This window comes from Actinomadura luzonensis (assembly GCF_022664455.2).
Taxonomy (GTDB): Bacteria; Actinomycetota; Actinomycetes; order Streptosporangiales; family Streptosporangiaceae; genus Nonomuraea; species Nonomuraea luzonensis.
Genome location: NZ_JAKRKC020000003.1, coordinates 902,303 through 923,472 on the forward strand (window position 1 = coordinate 902,303; position 21,170 = coordinate 923,472).

The 21,170-nt window shown below is 71.6% G+C and carries 18 protein-coding genes; 13 read left to right on the plus strand and 5 right to left on the minus strand.

Annotated elements, in window-relative coordinates:
* The first annotated feature begins 254 nt into the window (after positions 1–254).
* The gene (gene treS, locus MF672_RS49230; protein WP_242376265.1) at positions 255–1,988 is read left to right on the plus strand and encodes a maltose alpha-D-glucosyltransferase; all 1,734 of its coding nucleotides are present in this window, start codon (positions 255–257) and stop codon (positions 1,986–1,988) included.
* Here the strand turns inward: treS and MF672_RS49235 are convergent.
* The 3 genes from MF672_RS49235 to MF672_RS49245 are packed head-to-tail and all read right to left on the minus strand — an operon-like array spanning position 1,975 to position 5,470.
* Positions 1,975–4,242 (minus strand): ABC transporter permease, encoded by a 2,268-nt coding sequence (locus MF672_RS49235; RefSeq protein ID WP_242376264.1) that lies wholly within the window; start codon positions 4,240–4,242, stop codon positions 1,975–1,977. The two genes, treS and MF672_RS49235, sit on opposite strands and share 14 nt — an antisense overlap.
* The gene (locus MF672_RS49240; RefSeq protein ID WP_242376263.1) at positions 4,239–4,967 is read right to left on the minus strand and encodes an ABC transporter ATP-binding protein; all 729 of its coding nucleotides are present in this window, start codon (positions 4,965–4,967) and stop codon (positions 4,239–4,241) included. Before MF672_RS49240 ends, MF672_RS49235 begins: the two co-directional genes overlap by 4 nt.
* Positions 4,964–5,470, minus strand: coding sequence for a PadR family transcriptional regulator (locus MF672_RS49245; RefSeq protein WP_242376262.1), 507 nt, complete (start codon positions 5,468–5,470; stop codon positions 4,964–4,966). Before MF672_RS49245 ends, MF672_RS49240 begins: the two co-directional genes overlap by 4 nt.
* 140 nt (positions 5,471–5,610) lie before the next feature.
* On the opposite strand from MF672_RS49245, the gene MF672_RS49250 reads away from it, so the two are divergent.
* From MF672_RS49250 to MF672_RS49285, 8 genes are all read left to right on the plus strand, one after another.
* Positions 5,611–6,861, plus strand: coding sequence for an ABC transporter substrate-binding protein (locus MF672_RS49250; protein ID WP_242376261.1), 1,251 nt, complete (start codon positions 5,611–5,613; stop codon positions 6,859–6,861).
* Between the two features lie 7 nt (positions 6,862–6,868).
* The gene (locus MF672_RS49255) at positions 6,869–8,200 is read left to right on the plus strand and encodes an ABC transporter substrate-binding protein (protein WP_242376260.1); all 1,332 of its coding nucleotides are present in this window, start codon (positions 6,869–6,871) and stop codon (positions 8,198–8,200) included.
* A gap of 12 nt (positions 8,201–8,212) precedes the next feature.
* Positions 8,213–9,589 (plus strand): ABC transporter permease subunit, encoded by a 1,377-nt coding sequence (locus tag MF672_RS49260; protein ID WP_242376259.1) that lies wholly within the window; start codon positions 8,213–8,215, stop codon positions 9,587–9,589.
* The gene (locus MF672_RS49265) at positions 9,586–10,488 is read left to right on the plus strand and encodes a carbohydrate ABC transporter permease (protein WP_242376258.1); all 903 of its coding nucleotides are present in this window, start codon (positions 9,586–9,588) and stop codon (positions 10,486–10,488) included. The genes MF672_RS49260 and MF672_RS49265 overlap by 4 nt, the downstream gene beginning before the upstream one ends.
* A 66-nt stretch (positions 10,489–10,554) precedes the next feature.
* Entirely contained in the window at positions 10,555–11,946 is a 1,392-nt protein-coding gene (locus MF672_RS49270; protein WP_242376257.1) for a M1 family metallopeptidase, read from the plus strand.
* A gap of 69 nt (positions 11,947–12,015) precedes the next feature.
* Positions 12,016–12,693, plus strand: coding sequence for a uracil-DNA glycosylase (locus MF672_RS49275; protein ID WP_242376256.1), 678 nt, complete (start codon positions 12,016–12,018; stop codon positions 12,691–12,693).
* A 10-nt stretch (positions 12,694–12,703) separates the two neighbouring features.
* Positions 12,704–13,030 carry a hypothetical protein gene (locus tag MF672_RS49280; protein ID WP_242376255.1) on the plus strand — a complete coding sequence of 109 codons (327 nt, stop codon included), beginning with the start codon at positions 12,704–12,706 and terminating at the stop codon, positions 13,028–13,030.
* A 108-nt stretch (positions 13,031–13,138) separates the two neighbouring features.
* On the plus strand, positions 13,139–13,432 hold the full coding sequence (locus MF672_RS49285; RefSeq protein WP_242376254.1) for an MTH1187 family thiamine-binding protein: 294 nt from the start codon (positions 13,139–13,141) through the stop codon (positions 13,430–13,432).
* A gap of 7 nt (positions 13,433–13,439) precedes the next feature.
* On the opposite strand, the gene MF672_RS49290 is transcribed toward MF672_RS49285, so the two are convergent.
* Complete coding sequence (locus MF672_RS49290) at positions 13,440–14,006, minus strand: CGNR zinc finger domain-containing protein (protein ID WP_242376253.1); 567 nt, start codon at positions 14,004–14,006, stop codon at positions 13,440–13,442.
* A 25-nt stretch (positions 14,007–14,031) separates the two neighbouring features.
* Here MF672_RS49290 and MF672_RS49295 point away from each other — a divergent pair, with 25 nt between their 5' ends.
* The 4 genes from MF672_RS49295 to MF672_RS49310 all read left to right on the plus strand — a co-directional run bounded on the left by MF672_RS49295 (position 14,032) and on the right by MF672_RS49310 (position 19,023).
* The gene (locus MF672_RS49295; RefSeq protein WP_242376252.1) at positions 14,032–14,514 is read left to right on the plus strand and encodes a GNAT family N-acetyltransferase; all 483 of its coding nucleotides are present in this window, start codon (positions 14,032–14,034) and stop codon (positions 14,512–14,514) included.
* On the plus strand, positions 14,511–15,956 hold the full coding sequence (locus MF672_RS49300) for an MFS transporter (RefSeq protein ID WP_242376251.1): 1,446 nt from the start codon (positions 14,511–14,513) through the stop codon (positions 15,954–15,956). The genes MF672_RS49295 and MF672_RS49300 overlap by 4 nt, the downstream gene beginning before the upstream one ends.
* Before the next feature lie 155 nt (positions 15,957–16,111).
* The gene (locus tag MF672_RS49305) at positions 16,112–17,260 is read left to right on the plus strand and encodes a DUF418 domain-containing protein (RefSeq protein ID WP_242376250.1); all 1,149 of its coding nucleotides are present in this window, start codon (positions 16,112–16,114) and stop codon (positions 17,258–17,260) included.
* A gap of 164 nt (positions 17,261–17,424) precedes the next feature.
* Entirely contained in the window at positions 17,425–19,023 is a 1,599-nt protein-coding gene (locus MF672_RS49310; protein WP_242376249.1) for an FAD-dependent monooxygenase, read from the plus strand.
* A 185-nt stretch (positions 19,024–19,208) separates the two neighbouring features.
* Here MF672_RS49310 and MF672_RS49315 read toward each other — a convergent pair whose 3' ends face one another.
* A complete protein-coding gene (locus MF672_RS49315) occupies positions 19,209–20,879 on the minus strand; it encodes a hypothetical protein (RefSeq protein WP_242376248.1) in 1,671 nt (556 codons plus the stop codon).
* Positions 20,880–21,170: the final 291 nt, after the last annotated feature.

The window sequence follows — 21,170 nt, forward strand, 5'->3', positions numbered from 1 at the left end:
GGGTAACAGGGTGATTACATACGGATCTCGCGGGTATTACAGGCTGCACAGCAGAAGCGGGTTCCGGAAAGCCACCGGGCTGGTAGTGTTCGGCCCGTAAGCGCCGCAACAAACGGGCAGCGGATCACAAATCCGATCCCGTTCGAGGGCATGGAGTTCGCAGGGATGACGACTCCAGGCGGCGCGGTCACCAATCAAGAACGCCGGGGAACCGGTGACTTCGTCCTGCCCACATCTCTTCCTGTGAGCGACATATGATCAACGCATCCCCAACGCCGGAGCCGATCTCCGAGGCCTTCGTCTCGGAGGATCCAGCCTGGTACAAGCGGGCGGTGTTCTACGAGGTTCTCGTCCGGGGGTTCAAGGACTCCAACGGCGACGGCACCGGCGACCTGCGCGGCCTCATCGAGAAGCTCGGCTATCTCGAATGGCTCGGCGTGGACTGCCTGTGGCTGCTGCCGCTGTACGAGTCGCCGCTGCGCGACGGCGGCTACGACATCTCCGACTACATGAAGATCCTTCCGGACTTCGGGGATCTCGGGGACTTCGTGCAGCTGATCGAGGCCGCCCACGAACGCGGCCTGCGGATCATCACCGACCTGGTCATGAACCACACCAGCGACAAGCACCCGTGGTTCCAGGCCTCGCGGCACGACCCCGAGGGCCCGTACGGGGACTTCTACGTCTGGTCCGACGATCCCGGCGGCTACCCCGACGCGCCGATCATCTTCATCGGCGCCGAGGAGTCCAACTGGACCTACGACCCGGTGCGCAAGCAGTACTACTGGCACCGCTTCTTCCACCACCAGCCGGACCTCAACTACGACAACCCGGCGGTGCAGGAGGCCATGCTGGAGGTGCTGCGCTTCTGGCTCGACCTCGGCATCGACGGCTTCCGGCTGGACGCGGTCCCCTACCTGTTCGAGCGGGAGGGCACCGCCTGCGCCGGCCTGCCGGAGACCCACCAGTACCTCAAGCGCATCCGCGCGGAGGTCGACCGCCTCTACCCCGACCGGGTGCTGCTGGCCGAGGCCAACGGCTGGCCCGAGGACGTCGTGGAGTACTTCGGCGACCCCACCACCGGCGGCGACGAGTGCCACATGGCCTTCCACTTCCCGCTGATGCCGCGCATCTACATGGCGGTGAAGAAGGAGACGCGCGAGCCGATCTCCGAGATCATGTCGCGCACCCCCAAGCTGCCCGAGCACGCCCAGTGGGGCATCTTCCTGCGCAACCACGACGAGCTGACGCTCGAGACGGTCACCGAGGAAGAGCGCGACTACATGCACAAGGAGTACGCCAAGGACCCGCGCATGCGCGCCTACCTCGGCATCCGCCGCCGCCTGGCGCCGCTCCTCGACAACGACCGCGACCGCATCGAGCTGTTCACGGCCCTGCTGCTGTCGCTGCCCGGCTCGCCGATCATCTACTACGGCGACGAGATCGGCATGGGCGACAACATCTGGCTGGAGGACCGCGACGCGGTGCGCACGCCGATGCAGTGGAGCCCCGACCGCAACGCGGGCTTCTCCACGGCCGACCCCGGGCGGCTCTACCTGCCGGCCGTCATGGACCCGATCTACGGCTTCCAGGCGGTCAACGTGGAGGCCCAGCAGCGCCACGAGGGCTCCCTGCTGCACTTCACCCGCAAGATGCTGCAGATCCGCCGCAAGCACCCGGTCTTCGGCACGGGCGCGTACACGGAGATGTGGTCCTCCAACCCGTCGGTGCTCACGTTCGTCCGCGAGGACGGCGACGACGTGATGCTGTGCGTCAACAACCTGTCGAAGTACCCGCAGCCGGTGGAGCTGGACCTGCGCCGCTTCGAGGGCATGACGCCGGTCGAGGCGCGCGGCGGCGTGCAGTTCCCGCCGGTCGGCCAGCTGCCGTACCTGCTGACGCTGCCGGGCCACGGCTTCTACTGGTTCTCGCTCAAGCGCGGCGCGGCCGCCCGCAGGGAGTCGGCGGAGGTCGTCAGCGAGCGGTGACCGGCACCTGGGCACGGGCCGCGCGGCGCGCGGGGATGAGCGCCACCGCGAGGGCCGTGCCCACCGCCGTCAGCAGCGCGATCGCCAGCGTCAGCGCCGAGGGGGCGCGGCCGATGCCCGCCCCCACCCCGCTGGTGGCGCCCTGGTAGTCGATCAGGCCCGTCACCACCGACATGCCGGCCGCCGCGCCCGCGGCGACGCCGAGCACCACCAGCAGGCCCGTGCCGGTCACCAGCGTGGCCATGACCTGGCGCGGCGTCAGCCCCATGGCCTTCAGCACGGCCAGGTCCAGCGCGTGGTCGCGCAGGCCCAGCCCGACGGCGGTGAGCAGGTTGGCCAGGCCGATGAGGGCGAGCACCGCGATCAGCGCCACGATGATCACCCGGATGATCGACAACCGGTCGGCCGGGTTGACCGCCACCTGCACGTCCAGGCCCTCGGCCGACTCGGCCAGCAGCCGTCCCCGCACCTCGGCGGTGTCGGCGCCCGGCTTGAGGGCGAGGGCGTAGAACTCCGGCGGCACCGAGTCCTTGGCCGCCAGGCTGTCCAGCCCGACCGACAGCACCTCGCCGTCCAGGTCGGGCTCGACGTTGCGGCCCACGATCCGCACGATCAGCGGCGTGCCGCCCACGGTGAGCCGCACCCGGTCGCCGATCCTGACCCCCAGCAGGTCGAGCAGGCCCTGCCCGGCCACGGCCTCGCCGGGACGGCCGTACATGCGCCCCTCGACCACCGGGAACGGGTACGGCCGCGCGGAGGCCCCGATGGCCCGCACCCGGACCGAGCGGGCCTCTCCCGGTGCCAGGGCGTTGACCTCGGTGCCGGGGTAGACCGCGGCCACCTCGGGATCGCCCTCGGCGATGCGCTTGGCCTCGGCGGGCTCCATCTTGCCCGGGCGGACGTACAGGGAGGCGTGCTGGCCCACCTGCTCGGGATGGTCGGCGAAGTCGTCCAGCGTGGCCCACACGCCCAGCCCGATGGTGATCATCATCATCGGCACGGCCAGCCCAAACGCCGTCAGGAAGGCCGGCGTGCGCCGGGTGAAGGCGTCGCGGGTGCCGAGCACGAGCGCGGGCGGCAGGCGTACCAGGAGGGCCAGCCGGGCCAGCCTGGACAGCCGGCCGCGCGGCGGCCCGGCCGGCACGTCGGGGATGGGCGGCGTGCGCCCGCCGCGCCAGGCGGGCAGCCCCACGGCGGCGAGCACGACCAGCGCCGTGCCGCCGATGATGGCCAGCACCGGCACGGGCGCGACCGAGGTGCCGCCCAGCACCAGCGCCATCACGCCCCAGCCGGCGAGCGCGCCCGCGCCGACGCCGATCAGGCCGAGCGCGCCGTGCTCGACCAGCAGCAGCAGCGCCACCTGGCCCCTGGTGAAGCCCAGGGACTTCAGCGTGGCCAGGTCGCGGAGCTGGGTGAGCACCCGGCCGCCGGCCGCGTTGGCCAGCGCCAGCGCGGCGGCCACCAGCCCGACCACGCCGAACAGCGCCAGCAGCGTGCCGAGCAGCCGGTTGTCCAGCTCCATCGCGGCCCTGACCTCACGCCAGGTGTAGACCCGCTGGAGCTTGTCCTCCAGCATGACGACCACGCGCTGCGCGACCACCTGCGTGGCGTCGGGGTCGGCCAGGCGCAGCCCGGTCACCCACTCGCTGCGGCCGAGCATGGGCTCGATCCGGTCCAGCATGAGCGGCAGCACGTAGGCCAGGCCGGGCGTCCACTGCGGGTAGAAGCCCTGCTCGGCGGAGTCGGCGATGCCGCGCACGTACAGGGTGTGCCGCTTGCCGTCCAGCGCGATGATCGTGAACGGCGCGCCCACCCGCAGCCGCAGCGTCTCGGCGAAGGACCGCTCGACCACCACGCCGTCGGGCTGCGCCGGGTCCAGCCAGCGGCCCTCGGCCACCACCGGGTGCGCCACTCGCGGCAGCGCGGCCGGCATGGCGCGGAGCGCCGCGGGCTCCTTCTTGCCGTCCTGGGCCACGGTGACGGGCGCCGCGCGGTACGGGCCCGCGACCTGCGTGACGCCGTCGATGCCGGCCAGCGACACGTCGGGGCTGTCGTCGGTGTAGAGCCAGACGTGCGCGCCGTCGGTCTGCCCGAACAGGCTCCGCCAGGGGTTGGTGCCGTCCTCCAGCAGGGTGGCCGCGGTGATCAGCGCGGCCACGATGCCGGCGACGGCGAGCACGGTGAGCACCGCCTGCCCTTTGCGGGCCCGCAGGTCGGCCCTGATCCACCGGCTCCCCGCGCGTGCGGTGCTCATCTGAGGTCGATCACCTCGCCGGCCGTGCGGGTGCGGCGGCGGGCGATGCGGCCGTCGTCGACGATCTCGCCGTCGAACAGCGAGACCACCCGGTCGGCCAGGCTCGCCACGCGCGCGTCGTGGGTGACCATGACGATGGTCTGGCCCTCCTTGTGCACGCTGCCGAGCAGGCGCAGCACGTCGCGGGTGTTGCGGCTGTCGAGGTTGCCCGTCGGCTCGTCGGCCAGCAGCAGGGCGGGCTGGTTGGCGAGGGCGCGGGCCAGGGCGACGCGCTGCTGCTCGCCGCCGGAGAGCTGGGCGGGCGCGGCGTCGGCGCGGTCGGTGAGGTTGAGCGCGGCCAGCAGGCTCTCGCGCCGCTCGCGGGCCACCTTGGGCGAGGCTCCGGCGAGCAGGGCGGGCAGCTCGACGTTGTCGCCGACGGTCATGTTGGCGACCAGGTTGAAGAACTGGAAGACGAAGCCGATGCGCTTGCGCCGCAGCACCGCCCAGGCGCTCTCGGAGAGCGTGTCGACCCGCTTGCCGTCGAGCCAGATCTCGCCGCTGGTGCGGGTGTCGAGGCCGCCGAGCAGGTGGACGAGCGTGGACTTGCCGGACCCCGAAGGGCCCATGATCGCCACGAACTCGCCCGGCTCGACCTGGAGGTCCACGCCGCGCACGGCGGGCACCGGCACGGCGCCGTCCTGGTAGATCTTGACCAGGTTGACCGTTTTCACCACGGAGGTCATGCCAGATCCTCCTGGCACCGCTCCAGCCAGTCAAGATCGGCCTGAAGGTGCAGCATGGCTCCCTCGATGAGCAGCAGGGCCACCCGGTCGGTGGGCGGGGTGCGGGCGAGCAGGTCGTTGAGGTCGCTCATGAGCCCCAGGTAGTGGCGGCGCTGCCGGTTGATCAGCGCCATGCGGTCGGCGATGCCGGTGAGGGGCGCGAGCACGAGCTTCATGAAGAACTCGTCGCGCACGCGGGGACCCTCGGTGGGCTCGTCCACCCAGATCTCGAGCAGCTCGCGGCCCTTGGCGGTCAGGTAGTAGACCTTCTTGTTGGGCCGGTTGGACTGCTCGACGTCGACGGCCCTGATCAGGCCGTCCTTCTCCAGCCTGCCCAGGGTGACGTATATCTGCCCGATGTTCGGGGAGGGGTAGGCGCTGCCGAAGGTCTGCTCCAGCGCTTGTTTCAGCTCGTAGCCGTGGGCCGGCTCCTTGGCCAGAAGCGCCAGCAGGTGAAGCCGCACGCCTCACCTCCCCGCTCTGTATGGGAACGCGTGTTACGAACGCGTTACGCACCTATCCATTGACCTTCAGATTACAGGTGTGCATAACATGAATGCATCTACCTAACACGTATGTAACCCCGTTGAACACGGAGGAAACAGTGCTGCGTCCGCTTCCGCTCATGCTGGCCGCGCTCCTGGCGGCGGCCGGTTGCGCGGCGGCGGGCGACGAGGGCGGCGGCGAGACGGGAACGGGCGGAACCGGCCCGATCACCTTCGCCACCGGCCGCGACACCACGGCGTACCTGCAACCCCTGCTGGACCGCTGGAACCAGGCCCACCCGGCCGAGAAGGTGACGCTGCTGGAGCTGCCCGAGGCCGCCGACGAGCAACGCGCCCAGATGGTGGCCAACCTCCAGGCCCAGAGCAACCGCTACGACGTGCTCGGGCTCGACGTGGTGTGGACGGCCGAGTTCGCGGAGAACGGCTGGATCATCCCCCTGGAGCGCGGGCTGTTCCCGCTCGACAGGTTCCTGCCGCCCGTCGTGGAGACGGCCGTCTACAAGGACAAGCTCTGGGCGGTCCCGTACACGAGCAACGCGGGACTGCTCTACTACCGGACCGACCTGGTCAAGAAGCCGCCCAGGACATGGGCCGAGCTACGCGACCAGGCACGACAGATCACGAAAAAACGCGATATCGGAGGCTACGCCGGCCAGTTCCTCGCGTACGAGGGCCTGACCGTCAACTTCTCCGAGGCCCTGCAGTCGGCCGGCGGGCAGATACTCAACCGCGACGGGACCGAGGTCACCCTCGACCCGGCCAAGGCGGAGACCGCCCTCGGCTTCCTCCTCCAGGGCCTGCGGGAGGGCTGGATCCCTCAGGAGTCGCTGAACTACAAGGAGGAGGAGAGCCGCCTGGCCTTCCAGGACGGCCGCCTCGCCTTCGCCCGGAACTGGCCGCACGCCTACGGCCCGGCCCGGGCCAAGCTGGGCGACAAGGTCGCGGTGACCAGGCTGCCCGGCCTGAACGGACCGGGCTCCAGCACGCTCGGCGGCGCCAACCTCGCCGTCAGCGCCTTCTCCCGGCACCAGCAGACCGCCCAGGAGTTCATCCGCTACTTCACCAGCCTGGAGAACGAGCGCCGCGTCCTGACCGAGGGATCCTTCCCGCCGGTGTGGACCGAGCTCTACGACGACCCCGACCTGATCGAACGCTTCCCGTACCTGCCGGTGCTCAAGGAGAGCATCCTCGCCGCCAAGGCACGTCCGGTGAGCGCCAACTACAACCAGCTGAGCCTGGTGATCGCGAGTTCGGTCGCCAAGGCCCTCGGCACCCCCACCCCGGAGTCCGCGGCCGACGCCGCGGTCTCCATGAAATCCGAACTCGACGAGATCATCAGAACCCAGTGAGGCAATAATGCGCACAGCCAGAGCAGCAGCAGTCCTGGCCGGGCTCGCCGTCGCCGTCGCCGCGTGCGGCAACGCGCCGACGACGACGGAGCCCACCGCCTCGGGGTCCGCCCCGGCCACCTCCGCCGCGGGCGGCGCCAAGCCCCTTGAGGGCGTCAAGCTCGAAGTCGCCGCCAAGTGGACCGGCCAGGAGCAGAAGAACTTCGAGCAGGTGCTCAAGGCGTTCACCGACAAGACGGGCGCCCAGGTCACCTACGCCTCCACCGGCGAGGACACCGGCGCCTACCTCGGCCCGCGCATCCAGGGCAAGAACCCGCCGGACGTGGCCATCCTGCCGCAGCCGGGTCTGGTGCAGCAGTACGCCGACCAGGACGCGCTCAAGCCCCTCGGCGACGACGTCATCAAGGAGATCGACGCCAACTACACACCGTACTGGAAGGAGCTCGGCTCCGCGGGCGGCAAGGTGTACGGCGTGCTCATCAAGGCGGCGCACAAGTCGCTCGTGTGGTACCGGTCGCAGGCGTTCGAGGACGCCGGCGTGCAGCCCGCGACCACCTGGGACGAGCTGGTCAAGAACGCCCAGACGATCGCCGACTCCGGCACGGCCCCGTTCTCGCTCTGCGGCGCCTCCGGCTGGACCCTGACCGACCTGTTCGAGAACGTCTACCTGTCCACCGCGGGCCCGGAGAACTACGACAAGCTCTCCAAGCACGAGATCCCGTGGACCGACGCGACCGTCAAGACGGCCCTGGAGAAGATCGCGCAGATCGTCGGCAAGCAGGAGTTCCTGACCGACGGCACCTCCGGCACCATGCAGACGGACTTCCCCACCTGCGTGAGCAAGGTCTACAGCAACAAGAAGGGCGCGATGGTCATCGAGGCCGACTTCGTGGCCGTCGAAGCCGTCAACTCCGGCGCCAAGGTCGGCGAGGACGCCAAGTACTTCCCCTTCCCCAAGGCCGGTGACACCGCCCCCGTCATCCTCGGCGGCGACGTCGCGGTGGCCATGAAGGACTCCCCCGGCGCCCAGGCGCTGCTGCAGTTCCTGGCCTCGAAGGAGGGCGGCGAGGTCTGGGCCAAGCTCCCCGGCTACCTGTCGCCGAACAAGAACGTCTCGCCCGACAACTACCCCGACGAGCTGACCCGCCAGCTCGGCCAGACGATCATCTCGGCCGGCGAGTCGGTCCGCTACGACATGTCCGACCTGGCCCCGAGCGCCTTCGGCGGCACCGACGGCAAGGGCGAGTGGAAGGTCCTGCAGGACTTCGTGCGCAAGCCCACCGACGTCAAGGGCGCCCAGGAGGCGCTCGAAGCCGAGGCCAAGAAGGCCTGGAAGTAAAGAGGTAAGGCCGTGACCGAACGGTTGGACGGCCCGGAGGCCCCGCCCGCGACCATCGCGGGCGGCGCCGCCACCGGACCGGCTGAAACCCCCCGTACGAAACGACGCCTCGGCCCATCGCCGGCGGTCGCGATCGCCTTCCTCCTCCCCGCGGCGCTGCTGCTGGGGATCTGGGTGGTCTACCCGATCGTCTACTCGATCATCCGCAGCCTGTTCGACGCCAGAGGCACCGGCTTCGTGGGCCTGGGCAACTACGCCACGATCTTCACCGACTCGGGCATGCTGACGACGATCCGCAACAACCTCATCTGGGTGGTCGTCGCGCCGATCGTCGTCACCACGCTGGGCCTGATCTTCGCGGTGCTGACCGAGCGCATCAAGTGGGCGACGGCGTTCAAGCTGATCGTGTTCATGCCGATGGCGGTCTCGCTCATGGCCGCGGGCGTGATCTTCCGCCTGGTGTACGAGCAGAGCCCCGACAAGGGCCTGGCCAACGCGATCCTGACGACCGTGCACGACACGTTCAGCTCGGCGCAGGGCTACCCCGAGGCCCGGCCGCGCGAGGGCGACCAGTCGCCCGTCGCGGCGCAGGACGGCGGCGTCGTCACCAAGCAGCCCGTCCAGACCGGTCAGCCGGTGCTGATCCCGATCGTCGGCGTCAAGCCGGCCGTCATGCCGGCGAACGCGCAGACCGCCAGGCCCCCGGCGGCCGGGAACGCGCTGTCCGGCACCGTGTGGTTCGACTTCACGGCGGGCGGCGGCGGCAAGAGCGGCCAGGTGGACGGCACCGAGAAGGGCCTGCCCGGCATGACCGTGGAGGCCGTGCGCGGCAACGAGGTGGTCGGCACCGCCACCACCGCCGAGGACGGCTCGTTCCGGTTCGAGGGCCTGCCCGCGGGCTCCTACACGGTGCGCCTGCCGAAGGCCAACTTCGAGGCCGCCTACGGCGGGCTGTCCTGGCTCGGCCCGACGCTCATCACCCCGGCCATCATCGGCGCCTTCGTGTGGGTGTGGGCCGGGTTCGCGATGGTGCTGCTGGCCGCGGGCCTCGCGGCGATCCCGCGCGACGCGCTGGAGGCCGCCCGCATCGACGGCGCCACCGAGTGGCAGGTGTTCCGCAAGATCACCGTGCCGCTGCTGTCGCCGGTGCTGCTCGTCGTCTTCGTGACGATGATCATCAATACGCTGAAGGTGTTCGACCTGGTGTTCATCATCGCGCCCGCCTCGGTCCAGCCACAGGCGAACGTGGTCGCGCTGGAGATGTGGCGCGTGTCGTTCGGCGGCGGCAACAACCAGGGGCTGGGCAGCGCGCTGGCCATCTTCCTGCTGGTTCTGGTCCTTCCCTTCATGATCATGAATATCCGCCGGTTCAAGAGGGAGAACTCATGACCACCGCCACCGCCGCGGCTCCGTCGTCGGGGCTGGAGGCCGGCGCGCCCCGCAGGAACCTCGTGAGCAGGATCGTCGACCGGGTGGGCAGCGGCGCCGTCCAGGTCATCATGATCATCCTGGGCCTGTTCTGGCTGGTGCCGACGCTGGGCCTGCTGGTGGTCTCGCTGCGGACCAACAAGGTCAACAACGCCGAGGGCTGGTGGACGATCTTCACCAAGCCCGCCGAGCTGACCGTGGCCAGCTACCAGAACCTGCTGAGCGGCGGCTTCTCCGCGTCGTTCTGGAACACCGTGCTCATCACCGTGCCGACCACGATCCTGGTCATCGGCATCGCGGCCATGGCGGCCTACGCCTTCGCCTGGATGGAGTTCCCCGGCCGGGACGGCGCCTTCCTGATCGTGGTGGGCCTGCTCATCGTGCCCATCCAGATCGCGCTGATCCCGATCGCCGGGCTCTACGGCAACGCCGGCATCTTCGGCTCGATCCCGGGCGTGGTGCTGTTCCACGTGGCGTTCGGCCTGCCGTTCGCGATCTTCCTGCTGCGCAACTTCTTCGTCGGCATCCCGGCGTCGCTGCTGGAGGCGGCGCGCATGGACGGCGCCTCGGAGTGGAAGATCTTCGCCTCCGTGGTGTTCCCGCTGGGCAAGCCCGCCATCGCCTCGCTGGGCATCTTCCAGTTCCTGTGGGTGTGGAACGACATGCTCATCGCGCTGGTCTTCGCCGACACCGACAACCAGCCGATGACCAAGTACCTGCAGTCTCAGATGCGGCAGTTCGGGTCGAACATGGACATTCTTTCGTCCGGTGCGTTCCTGTCGCTGATCATCCCGCTGGTCCTGTTCTTCGCGTTCCAGCGGTACTTCGTCCAGGGCATGATGTCCGGCTCGGTGAAGTGACGGCCGCACCCCGGTGACCTACGGGCGCCCGCCACGGGGGCGGGCGCCCGTAACACATGTAGCCGGATGTCCGATTTCATGGGCATGAAGCGCTTCCTCGCCCTCGCCGCAGCGGCCTTCCTGTCCTTACCCCTCAGCACCTCCGCGGTCGCGGCCCAGGACGGCACCCCCGGCGCGCCGGGCGCGGGCGACCCGTACTTCCCCGACCAGGGCAACGGCGGCTACGACGCCGGGCACTACGACCTCAGGCTCGACTACGAGACCGCCTCCGGCCGCCTGGACGCCACGGCCGCCGTCACCGCCCGCGCCACCCAGGCGCTCAGCCGCTTCGACCTCGACCTGGCCGGCACTCTGACGGTGCGCGCGGTCACCGTGAACGGCCGCCCGGCCGCGTACGCGCAGCAGGGCTCCGAGCTGGTGGTGACCCCCGCCAGAAGCCTCCCCGAAGGCCGCGACTTCCTCGTCGTGGTCCGCTACGACGGCCGTCCCGTCCACGTCGTGGACCCCGACGGCTCGGTGGACGGCTGGATCAGGACCAGCGACGGCGTCTTCAACGCCAACGAGCCGCAGGGCGCGATGACCTGGTACCCCGGCAACCACCACATGACCGACAAGGCCACCTACCGCTTCACCGTGACCGTGCCGGACACCCGGGTCGCGGTGGCCAACGGCGACCTGGTCGCCAGGACGTCGAGGGCCGGACGGGCCACGTACGTGTGGGAGGCCCGCGAACCCATGGCGAGCTACCTCGCCACGGTGACGATCGGCAAGTTCGCCCTCGCCGACGCCCGGCTCGGCGGCTACCGGGTGACCACCGCCGTGGACCCCAAGCTGGAGGCCCCGGGCTTCGCCGAGCGGCACCCGCCGGTGCTCGACTACTTCAGCTCGCTCTTCGGCCCGTACCCGTTCTCCTCCACCGGCGGCATCGTGGACCACGCCCCGGAGGTCGGCTACGCGCTGGAGACCCAGACCCGGCCGCTCTACCCGCGCGCGCCGAGCGAGGCGCTGCTCGCGCACGAGCTGGCGCACCAGTGGTTCGGGGACTCGGTGACGCCGGCGCTGTGGCGCGACATCTGGCTCAACGAGGGCTTCGCCACGTACGCGGAATGGCTGTGGCTGGACAAGCTCGGCACCCGCTCGCTCCAGGCCTCCTTCGACGCCGCCTACGCCCCGCCCGCCGACGACGAGTTCTGGCAGACCCCGCCCGCCGACCCCGGCGGCCCGGCGAACCTCTTCCACGACCCCGTCTACGACCGCGGCGCCATGACCCTGCACGTGCTGCGGCGCGAGGTCGGCGACGACGCCTTCTTCACGATCCTGCGGACCTGGGCGAGCGAGCACAAGTACGGCAACGCGGACACGGCCGCCTTCGTCGCGCTGGCCGAGCGGGTCTCGGGCCGGCAGCTCGGCACGCTGTTCGACACCTGGCTGCGCAAGCCGGGCAAGCCGTCCTTGTGATCATTCTGGTACGGCCCGACCCGGCGTTCGGCCGACAAGCCATACCAGACCTAGATAAGCTCAACAGCCATGGCCGGTCGTCCACTGAACGAAGTCGTCGAAGCCGGATGGGCTGCCGCACTCGCGCCCGTCGCCGAGCAGATCGCCCTCATGGGCGAGTTCCTGCGCAACGAGATCGCCGAGGGCAGGCAGTACCTCCCCGCCGGGCCGAACGTGCTGCGCGCGTTCAACCAGCCCTTCGCGGAGGTCAAGGTGCTCATCGTCGGCCAGGACCCGTACCCGACGCCCGGCCACCCGGTCGGGCTGTCGTTCTCGGTCGCCCCCGACGTGCGGCCGCTGCCGGGCAGCCTGGTCAACATCTACAAGGAGATGGAGAGCGACCTCGGCCTGCCCCGCCCGTCCAACGGCGACCTCACCCCCTGGGCCGAGCAGGGCGTGCTGCTGCTCAACAGGGTGCTCACCGTGATGCCCGGCAAGCCCGCCTCGCACCGCGGCAAGGGCTGGGAGCAGGTCACCGAGCAGGCCATCAAGGCCCTGGTGGCGCGCGACAAGCCGCTCGTCGCGATCCTGTGGGGCCGCGACGCCCGCAACCTCGCCCCGATGCTCGGCGACGTGCCGCGCATCGAGTCCGCCCACCCGTCCCCGCTGTCGGCGCGCAGCGGCTTCTTCGGCTCCCGGCCGTTCAGCCGCGCCAATGAGCTGCTGGTCAGGCAAGGCGCGACGCCTGTGGAGTGGAAGCTGCCCTAGAGTCGTCGCCATGACTGATGAAGAACCGAAGTTCCTGCGCCTGACGGTCGAGCTGACCGTCGAGGTGCTCGACATGAACGCCCTGCAGGCGGCGGCCCTGGCCGAGATCCGCCACCCGGACGCCGACCTCACCGACGAGGAGCGCACCGAGCAGGCCGAGCTGGTCAACTCCGACGACACCGGCGCCTCGGCGCTGCAGTGGCTCATCGAGCCGGACCACGTGCTGGCGCTGGTCGACCACATCGCCGAGATCGAGCCGCGCGAGGCCGTGCTCGGCGTGGAGCCGTCCGAGGGGCCCGGCGAGGAGGACGAAGAGCACGACCACGATCACGCGTGATCGTGCTCGCGTTCCGCAGCTGAGCGGTGGGCCACGGCGTTGCGCGACGTCGTGGCTTTTCGCACGTCCCGTTATGATCGGGGCTGTCCGTCACGAGGAGGCGCATCCGTGATCGTCGCATTCTCCATCACCCCGCTGGGCGTCGGCGAGGGCGTCGCCGAGCCCGTGGCCCGCGCCGTCAAGGTCGTGCGCGACAGCGGGCTGCCCAACCGGACGGACGCCATGTTCACCACGGTCGAGGGCGAGTGGGACGAGGTCATGGACGTGGTCCGCCGGGCCGTGGACGCGGTGGCCGAGGTCGCGCCGCGGGTGAGCCTGGTGCTCAAGGCCGACCTGCGGGCGGGCGTGACGGACGGCATGACGTCCAAGCTCGAATCCCTGGAACGCCACCTGTCGTCCTGAGGGGCCCTCATCCGGGCCGCCCGCCGCCGGGGCCGTCGCGGTGGTCTGTGCGGTGGCCTGCACGGTGGCCTGCGCGGTGGCGGCGGACCGCGTCGCGGTTGGCGCAGCGCTGGGAGCAGTACCGCTGCCGCCCGGTGCGCGAGGTGTCCGCGAAGATCATCGTGCACTCGGTCACCGCGCACCGTCTGAGCCGGTGCACCCCCCGTCCCACCAGGTGCAGCGCCGTCCCCACGGAGATGAGCGAGAACAGCACCGCCCCGAGCGGCTGCCGCCCGTCGCGGTAATGGAGGTGCCAGCCGCCCGCGTGGTCGGTCATGCGGGGATAGGCGGCCGACTCCGCCAGCATGCGGTTGACCAGCTCGGCGCGCTCGTGCTCGCCCGGGGTGTCCACCACCTTCTCCCAGGCGTCCAGCACGGCGTGCACCCGCTCCAGGTCCTGCGGGGTGACGGGGGTCTCCAGCACCATGCCGGCGGCGCGGCAGCGCTCCGCCAGCTCCTCGTGCGTGGCCGGGCGGCGGTTGGCCAGGTCCGCGGCCAGGTTCACGGCGTCCTCGCCGTAAGGGTTGAGGTGCATAAGACCATTACACCAGGCTGACCGCATGACACACCACCACACCGGCGTGCGGCCGGCCACGGCCGACGACGTCGCGGAGCTCGTCCGCCTGCGGGCGTTGCTGTTCGAGGACCTCGGCGGAGAGTTCTTCAACCCGCCGTCGGCGGGCGACGGCTGGCGGGACGCCCTCGCCGCCGTCCTGCTGCGCAAGCTGACCGAGCAGGACGCGCGGATCCTCGTCGTGGACGGCGAGCGCGGGCTCGCCGCCTGCGGCATCGGCACCGTCGAGCAGTGGTTCCCCGGCCCGCACTCGCGCAACGGGCGGATCGGGCACGTGATCGGGGTGGTGACGGATCCGGCGTACCGGCGGCGGGGGCACAGCCGGGCGATCATGCTCGGCCTGCTCGACTGGTTCCGGGAGCGCGAGGCCGTCCGGGTGGATCTGTACGCGTCGCGGGAGGGTGAGCCGCTGTACCGGCAGCTCGGCTTCTCCGACCACCCGGACCCGGCACTGTGCTGGCGCCCATGACCGTCCCCCGCCCCACCACCAGCTACCCCGGCCCCGGAACGGCCAGCCCCGGGGCCGGAGCGCCCGGCGGCCCGTCCCGATACCGGTGGGCGGTCCTCACCGCCGCCACCTTCACCCAGGCCGCCTCCGGGTTCTTCGTGCAGGGCATCGGCGCGATGGGCGTCCACCTGCGAGAAGCCCTGAGCCTGAGCGCGGCCCAGCTCGGCCTCCTCCTCTCCGCGGCCCAGCTGGTGCCGTTGATCGGCCTCCTCGTCGCGGGCGAGTTCCTGGACCGCTACGACGAGCGCTGGGTGGTCGGCGCGGGCGCGTGCGTGGTGGCGGCGAGCCTGGGCGTGGGCGGCCTCGCGCCCGGCTACCCCGCTCTGCTGGTCGTCCTGCTGCTGGTCGGCGCCGGGTACAGCACCGTGCAGCCGGGCGGCAGCAAGGCGGTGGCGTCCTGGTTCTCGGCGTCCCAGCGGGGGCTGGCGATGGGCATCCGGCAGGCCGGCCTGCCGCTGGGCGGCGTCCTGGCCGCCGCCGCGCTGCCCGCGCTCGCCGCCGCGTCGGGCTGGCGTGCGACGCTCGTGGCGGGCGCGCTGGTCGCCGCCCTCGGCGCCGCCGCCTTCATGACCTTCTACCACCGCCCACCCGGCTCCCTGCCTAGCCCACCTGTCCTCTCACCTGGCCTCTCACCTGGCCTCTCACCCGGCCTTCCATCCGGCCCTCCGCCCGGCCCTCCACCTGGCAGCCTTTCACCTCACCCCTCACCCGGCGCACAGCCCCTTGCCTCCGCTGCGCCGGCCCCGCGGGGCGCGCAGTCGCCCGCTTTCCCGGCGTCGCGGAGCCGTCCTCGCTCCTCCGGGCCCGGCTCGCGCGCGGCCGCCCGTCTGCGCCTGCTCAGCGAGCCGTCCATGGTCAAGATCCTGCTCTCCGGGACGAGCCTGGTCTCGGTGCACAGCGGCATCGGCGTCCTGACCGTGCTGCACCTCCACGAGACGGCCCATGTGACGGCGGGCACGGCGGCGTTCGTCCTGGTGGCCGTCCAGGGGGCGGGCGTCGCCGGTCGCGTGCTGCTGGCCGCCTGGAGCGACCGCGCCCGGAAGGGCCGTTACTTCTGCGTCCTGACGTGCCTGGCCGCCGTGATCGCGGGCATGGCCGCGCTGATGAGCCCGGCGGGGCACTCGCCGGTGACGGCCTCGCTCCTGTTCGTGTGGCTGGGCTTCTTCGGCATCGGCTGGTACGGCCCCTGGGTCGCGCACCTCACCGAGTCGGCGCCCGCGGGCAGGACGGGTTTCGCCCTGGGCTCGGCCATGGCCGTCAACCAGGTCGCCGTCATCCTGGCCCCGCCCGTCCTCGGCCTCCTCAAGGACGTGTCGCACAGTTTCGTCCCGGCTTGGGGCCTGCTGACGCTGATGGCCGCAGCCGCCCTGGCGCTCACCGCCCACGACACCCGTTGCATTTAACAGCATCTCATTGCAATTATCTTGCGTTCACCCTCATGACCATTGCAATGACCAGCACAAACGCACCCGTTTTCATTGACGAGATCCTGAAAGCAACGTAGCTTTTACTTCACCCCGAACGCGTACTATCGCGTTCCTGCAGTGAAGGGATCTCGATGAGCAAACCCGCCCCCACCACCCTCGGCCAGGCCGCCCCCACCGCCGCCCGCTCCCTGGCCCCCGACCTCGCCCGCGGCATCATGCTCCTCCTGATCGCCCTCTCCCACGCCCCGGCCTTCGTCGACGACTGGAACACCGGCCCGGCCGCCCTCGACGCCGTCGCCAAGTTCGGCAAGTCGCTGCTGGCCGACAACCAGGCCCGCAACATGTTCGTGTTCCTGTTCGGCTACGGCCTCGTGCAACTGCTCCTGCGCCGCCAGGCCAAGGGCGAGGACTGGCCGCCGATCAGGAAGCTGCTGCGTCGCCGGGCCTGCTGGCTGATCGTGATCGGCTTCGCCAACGCGGTGCTGTTCGTGCCCATCGACATCGTCGCCGTCTACGGGCTGACCCTGCTGGTGCTCGCCCCGCTGGTGCGGGCCAGGGCGTCGGTGTTGTGGTGGACCAGCGGCCTGACGCTCGTCCCCGCGACCCTGCTGCTGGCCTGGCAGAGCGTGGGAGCCCAGACCGCGCCCGCCACGATCGCCCAGATCATGGAGCCGACCCTCGCCGCCCACCTCCTGGCGAACATCCCGTCCTGGCCGGCCAACACCGTCGTCTCCACCCTCATGGTGGTGCCCGCCATGCTCGCCGGCGTCCTGGCGGCCCGGCGCCGCCTGCTCGACGAGCCCGGACACCACCTGCCGCTGCTGCGCCGCATCGCCTTCACCGGCCTCGCCCTCGCGCTGCTCGGCCGCCTTCCCGCCGCCCTGCTCGCCGCCGGCGCCTGGACGCCGGGCTCGACCGCCGTGCGCTGGACGGTCGCCGTCGCGCACGACCTCACCGGCTACGCCGGCGGCATCGCCCTCGCCGCCGCCATCGGCCTCGCCGCGGCCCGCGTCGCCCGCCCCGGGCGCCTCACCACCGCCGTCGCGGCGCTGGGGCAGCGCTCGCTCACGTTCTACCTGTTCCAGGCCGCGGTCTGGGTGGCGCTGTTCTACCCGTTCACGCTGAGCCTGCACGACGACCTGGGGTTCGCCGCGGCGCTCGGGATCGCGATCGGCGTCTGGGCGTTGTCCGTGGTCCTGGCGGACGCGATGCGGGCCCTCGGCCACCGCGGCCCCGCCGAACTCCTCCTGCGCCGCCTCACCTACCGCCAGCGCCTCTGACACCCACCCCCCGACACCCCCCCGACACCCACCCCCCTGACGCCCGCCGCTCCTGACGCGAGTCCGCGCCATTTCGAGATATGTCTTGACCGCCTTCACAGACGCGACATATCGTGTCGCTCGGCAGCAAACGCGATAGTACGCGTCAACGGAGGTGGAGAGCAATGGAGCAAGAGCGAGTGCCGGTCCTGGTGGTCGGCGGGGGGTACGCGGGGCTGAGCGCCGCGACGCTCCTGGCCTGGCGGGAGGTGCCCGTCATCCTCGTCGAACGGCATCCGAGCACGTCGATCCAGCCGAAGGCGTTCGGCGTGGGCCCGCGCGCGGTCGAGCTGCTGCGTCCCGTGCCCGGCCTGGAGGAGGCCCTCAGCGACATCTGGGCCGGCATCGGCGACGGCATGCGCATCGCGATCGCCGAGAGCCTGGCCGACCCGAACCCGCGCATGCTCCTCAACAGCGATGACGACGACATGGGCTTCCTCCGCGACGCCACCCCGGTCGCCCAGATCGGCGCGCCGCAGGCCGAGATCGAGCGGGTCCTCCGCCGGACGGCCGAGGAACTGGGCGCCGACCTGCGCTTCTCCACCGAGCTGGTCTCCCTCGACCAGGACGAGGACGGCGTCACCGCCCGCCTCCGCACCAGCGACGGCACGGAGAGCGTCGTCCGCGCCGACTACGTGGTCGCCGCCGACGGCTACCGCAGCCCCCTCCGCCACGCCCTCGGCGTGCCCACCTCGGGCAAGGGCGAGCTGGGGCAGATGTGCTCGATCATGTTCGACGCGGACCTGGGCGGGCTGATCCGGGAGCGCGAGGTCACCCTCTGGTACCTGCAGAACAGCGCCTTCACCGGCGTCATCGTCACCGGCACCGGCGTCGGCGCGCACGTGCTCGGCGTCAACCTGGCCGAGGGCCAGACCCCGGACGACTTCACCGACGAACGCTGCGTCGAGCTCGTCCGGACCGCCATCGGCCGCCCCGACCTCGACGTCCGCCTCCTGGACCGGACGACGTTCGCGATGGCCCACATCCTGGCCGACACCTACCGCGCCGGCCGCGTCTTCTTCGCCGGGGACGCGGCCCACACGATGCCGCCGACCGGCGGGCAGGGCGGCAGCACCGCCCTCCAGGACGGCTGCGACCTGGCGTGGCGGCTGTGGCTCGTCCTCACCGGCCAGGCGGGGCCGGACTTCCTCGACACCTACGACGCCGAACGCCGCCCGGTCGGCGTCCTGACCGCCGACGCCCAGCTCGCCAACCTCGGCGTACGCATGCCGCCGGCCGCCCGCGTCGGCTACCCGGAGCCGCTGGCCGACCAGGCCGGCGCCCTCCTCGGCCACCGCTACCACTCCACGGCCGTCCTGGACGAACCCGGCGACGACGGCTCCATCCTGGAGGATCCGCGCGTCCCGACCGGCCGCCCGGGCAGCCGCGCCCCGCACGTGATCCTCGACTGGGAGGGGCAGCGCATCTCCACCATCGACCTGTTCGGCTCGGGCTTCGTCCTGATGGCCGACAAGCAGGGCGGCCAGCCGTGGATGGACGCCGGCCGGCTGCTGAAGGAGCGGCTGGGGGTGCAGCTCACGCGGCTGCTGGTGGGCGAGGAACTGGTGGACGTGGAGGGGTGCTGGAAGGAGCGGTACGGCGTCCACGGGGACGGCGCCGTCCTGGTCCGTCCGGACGGGTACGTGGCCTGGCGCACCCGGTCCAGCACCGCCGACCCCGTGGCGACGCTCGAACAAGCCCTCCGCCACATCCTCAGCCGCTGACTGGTAACCCCGGCCGAATCCCCGTACGCCGCCGCAGAACTGAAACGGTCGACAGGATTCGGGCCGGGGCCCGGTCCTGGGACAGGGCGCTTCTGGCCCAGCCGGAGCCGTGCGGCCCGGGCTGGGGCAGGGCGCCTCTGGCCCGGCCGGAGCCGTGCGGCCCGGCTGGGCGAGCGGTCGGCGGCTCAGGCGAGCAGCAGCTCCTCCCGGCGCGTACGGAGCCGCCCGCGCAGGTCCTCCAGTTCGCGGCAGCGGGTCTCCAGGTCGTGCACCAGCGCCCGCCCCTCCCGCAGGCCCCGCGCCCCGTCCAGCGTCCCTTCCTCGATCTCCATCCCCAGGGCCCGCAGCCGCCGGACGAACACGGTCATCGCCTCTCGATCACCGGGCCGGCGCAGGGCGGCGCGGCCGGCCGTGCGGGCGCGGTCGCGGGCCGGGAGCTCCACGTCCAGCTCGGCCAGCAGCCGCCCGATCTCCAGGAGCTCGGCGCCGCGCGGGTCGGCCGACTCCGTGAGCCGCCGCTCCCGCCGTAGCAGCAGCTCCTCGTACAGCTCCCGGGCGGGACCGACCTCCGCCAGCTCGCGCTCCACGGACGCCAGCGCCCGGTCGAACGCCTTCAGCTTCGCCTCCTCGACGGCCACGCCCTCCGGGTCCCAGGCCCCGACCGCGTCCAGCGCCTCCCGCGTGTTCTGGATCTGGTCGGCGATGGCGCCGCGCTGCTCGTCCAGCTCGACCCAGCGGCGCGCCCGCCGACGTGCCGTTCGCAGATCTTCATCGATCATCTCGAACCGAATCACGTCACTTTGACGTCCCGAAATCGCCAATGGTTCAGAAGGAGCAGGTGCTTCTCCGGTCAAGCTGTGTCCTTTTCCGCCGCCGGCGTGAGCGGTCAGGCGGCGAGGAGGCGGGCGGGGTCGGGCGGGCGGGAGCCGATCGTGGTCAGGGTGGCGTGCCGGGCGCTGCGGGTGGCGCAGAGCCAGGTGTTGAGTGAGCCGGTGAAACCGGAGGGCGGGCCGACCTTCAGGCAGGTGACCTGGCCGGTGCCGGGCGCCGGGCCGACCTTGAGCCCGGATGCTGCCGGTGCGGCCCAGCTCGCCCAGCCCGGCGTCGTACGGGGTGAGCTGGACGCCGAACGGCGAGCCCGCCCCGTCAGGCTGGATGCGGAGGAAGTCGTCGAGGCGGCGGTGGGCGGCGCCCGGGTGGGCCTGGAGGTAGGCGAGCTGGCCGGCCACCAGGTGGTGGGCGACCGCGCGCAGCAGGCTGGTGGCGCACAAGGTGTGGGCGCAGGACGCGCCGTCGAGGGTGATCTCGGGCAGGGCGAAGCGGCGCAGGCCGCGGGAGGTCATGCGGAGACAGTCGCAGGCGGCGGTGTCGGCCGGGTCCCACGGCGGGCAGGTGGCGGCGTCGTGGACCTGGACGTCCCAGCCGAGCCAGTCGTCGCCCAGGCTGAAGTCCGGCGGCTCGCCCGGGCCCCGCCCGCAGGCGTCGACCGCCCCGCCGGCGAGCGGGTCGATCAGGACGCCGTCGCAGGCGCGGGCCAGGCACCGGGCGATCGCGCGGGCCGTCTGCACGACGCCGGGCAGCCGGTACGGCGGCGCCGCGGCGGTGACGACGACGTGCTCCTTCGCCCGCCGGAGCCGCCGCCGGTCGTGGTCGGAGAGCGTGGTCGCCACCGGTTTCCAGGGGGTGGCGTGCCGGGCCAGGGTGACGAGGCCGCTGCCGATCGCGCTGACCGCGGCCTTGCGGTACGGCCCCGCGACGCGCCACGGCACGAACGCGTCGAGCTCGATCGGCAGCCGCTCGGCGGCGATGACGAACAGGGATGTCAGCATGCGGGGCAACGGGAGGGTGATCTTCATGAGCGGCCTCCGTGATCGTGATTCGGGTCCCGTCCGTCCGAAGGGGGCCTGGCCGCGTCGGGCGGGGCGCGATCCCGTGAGAGGGGTCAGGCTCCTGCCGGGCGGCGGGGTCGGTGTCCCCGCGGAGGAGTGAGGGACCCCAGGATCGGCGACGAGGACCGGTCGCCGTGGTGGCGAACACGATTCTGTGGATGAGGCGACGCGACCGTCCGCACCCTGTGGACAAGGCGCGCGGTCGACAAAGCGCGGTCGACAAAGCGCGGTCGGCAAAGCGCGGTCGACAAAGCGCGG

Coding starts and splice junctions, on each gene's coding strand:
- MF672_RS49265 (WP_242376258.1), top strand. CDS start 9,586: ATGACCACCGCCACCGCCGCGGCTCCGTCGTCGGGGCTGGAGGCCGGC.
- MF672_RS49275 (WP_242376256.1), top strand. CDS start 12,016: ATGGCCGGTCGTCCACTGAACGAAGTCGTCGAAGCCGGATGGGCTGCC.
- MF672_RS49315 (WP_242376248.1), bottom strand. CDS start 20,879: ATGAAGATCACCCTCCCGTTGCCCCGCATGCTGACATCCCTGTTCGTC.
- MF672_RS49235 (WP_242376264.1), bottom strand. CDS start 4,242: ATGAGCACCGCACGCGCGGGGAGCCGGTGGATCAGGGCCGACCTGCGG.
- MF672_RS49310 (WP_242376249.1), top strand. CDS start 17,425: ATGGAGCAAGAGCGAGTGCCGGTCCTGGTGGTCGGCGGGGGGTACGCG.
- treS (WP_242376265.1), top strand. CDS start 255: ATGATCAACGCATCCCCAACGCCGGAGCCGATCTCCGAGGCCTTCGTC.
- MF672_RS49240 (WP_242376263.1), bottom strand. CDS start 4,967: ATGACCTCCGTGGTGAAAACGGTCAACCTGGTCAAGATCTACCAGGAC.
- MF672_RS49255 (WP_242376260.1), top strand. CDS start 6,869: ATGCGCACAGCCAGAGCAGCAGCAGTCCTGGCCGGGCTCGCCGTCGCC.
- MF672_RS49270 (WP_242376257.1), top strand. CDS start 10,555: ATGTCCGATTTCATGGGCATGAAGCGCTTCCTCGCCCTCGCCGCAGCG.
- MF672_RS49305 (WP_242376250.1), top strand. CDS start 16,112: ATGAGCAAACCCGCCCCCACCACCCTCGGCCAGGCCGCCCCCACCGCC.
- MF672_RS49280 (WP_242376255.1), top strand. CDS start 12,704: ATGACTGATGAAGAACCGAAGTTCCTGCGCCTGACGGTCGAGCTGACC.
- MF672_RS49290 (WP_242376253.1), bottom strand. CDS start 14,006: ATGCACCTCAACCCTTACGGCGAGGACGCCGTGAACCTGGCCGCGGAC.
- MF672_RS49300 (WP_242376251.1), top strand. CDS start 14,511: ATGACCGTCCCCCGCCCCACCACCAGCTACCCCGGCCCCGGAACGGCC.
- MF672_RS49295 (WP_242376252.1), top strand. CDS start 14,032: ATGACACACCACCACACCGGCGTGCGGCCGGCCACGGCCGACGACGTC.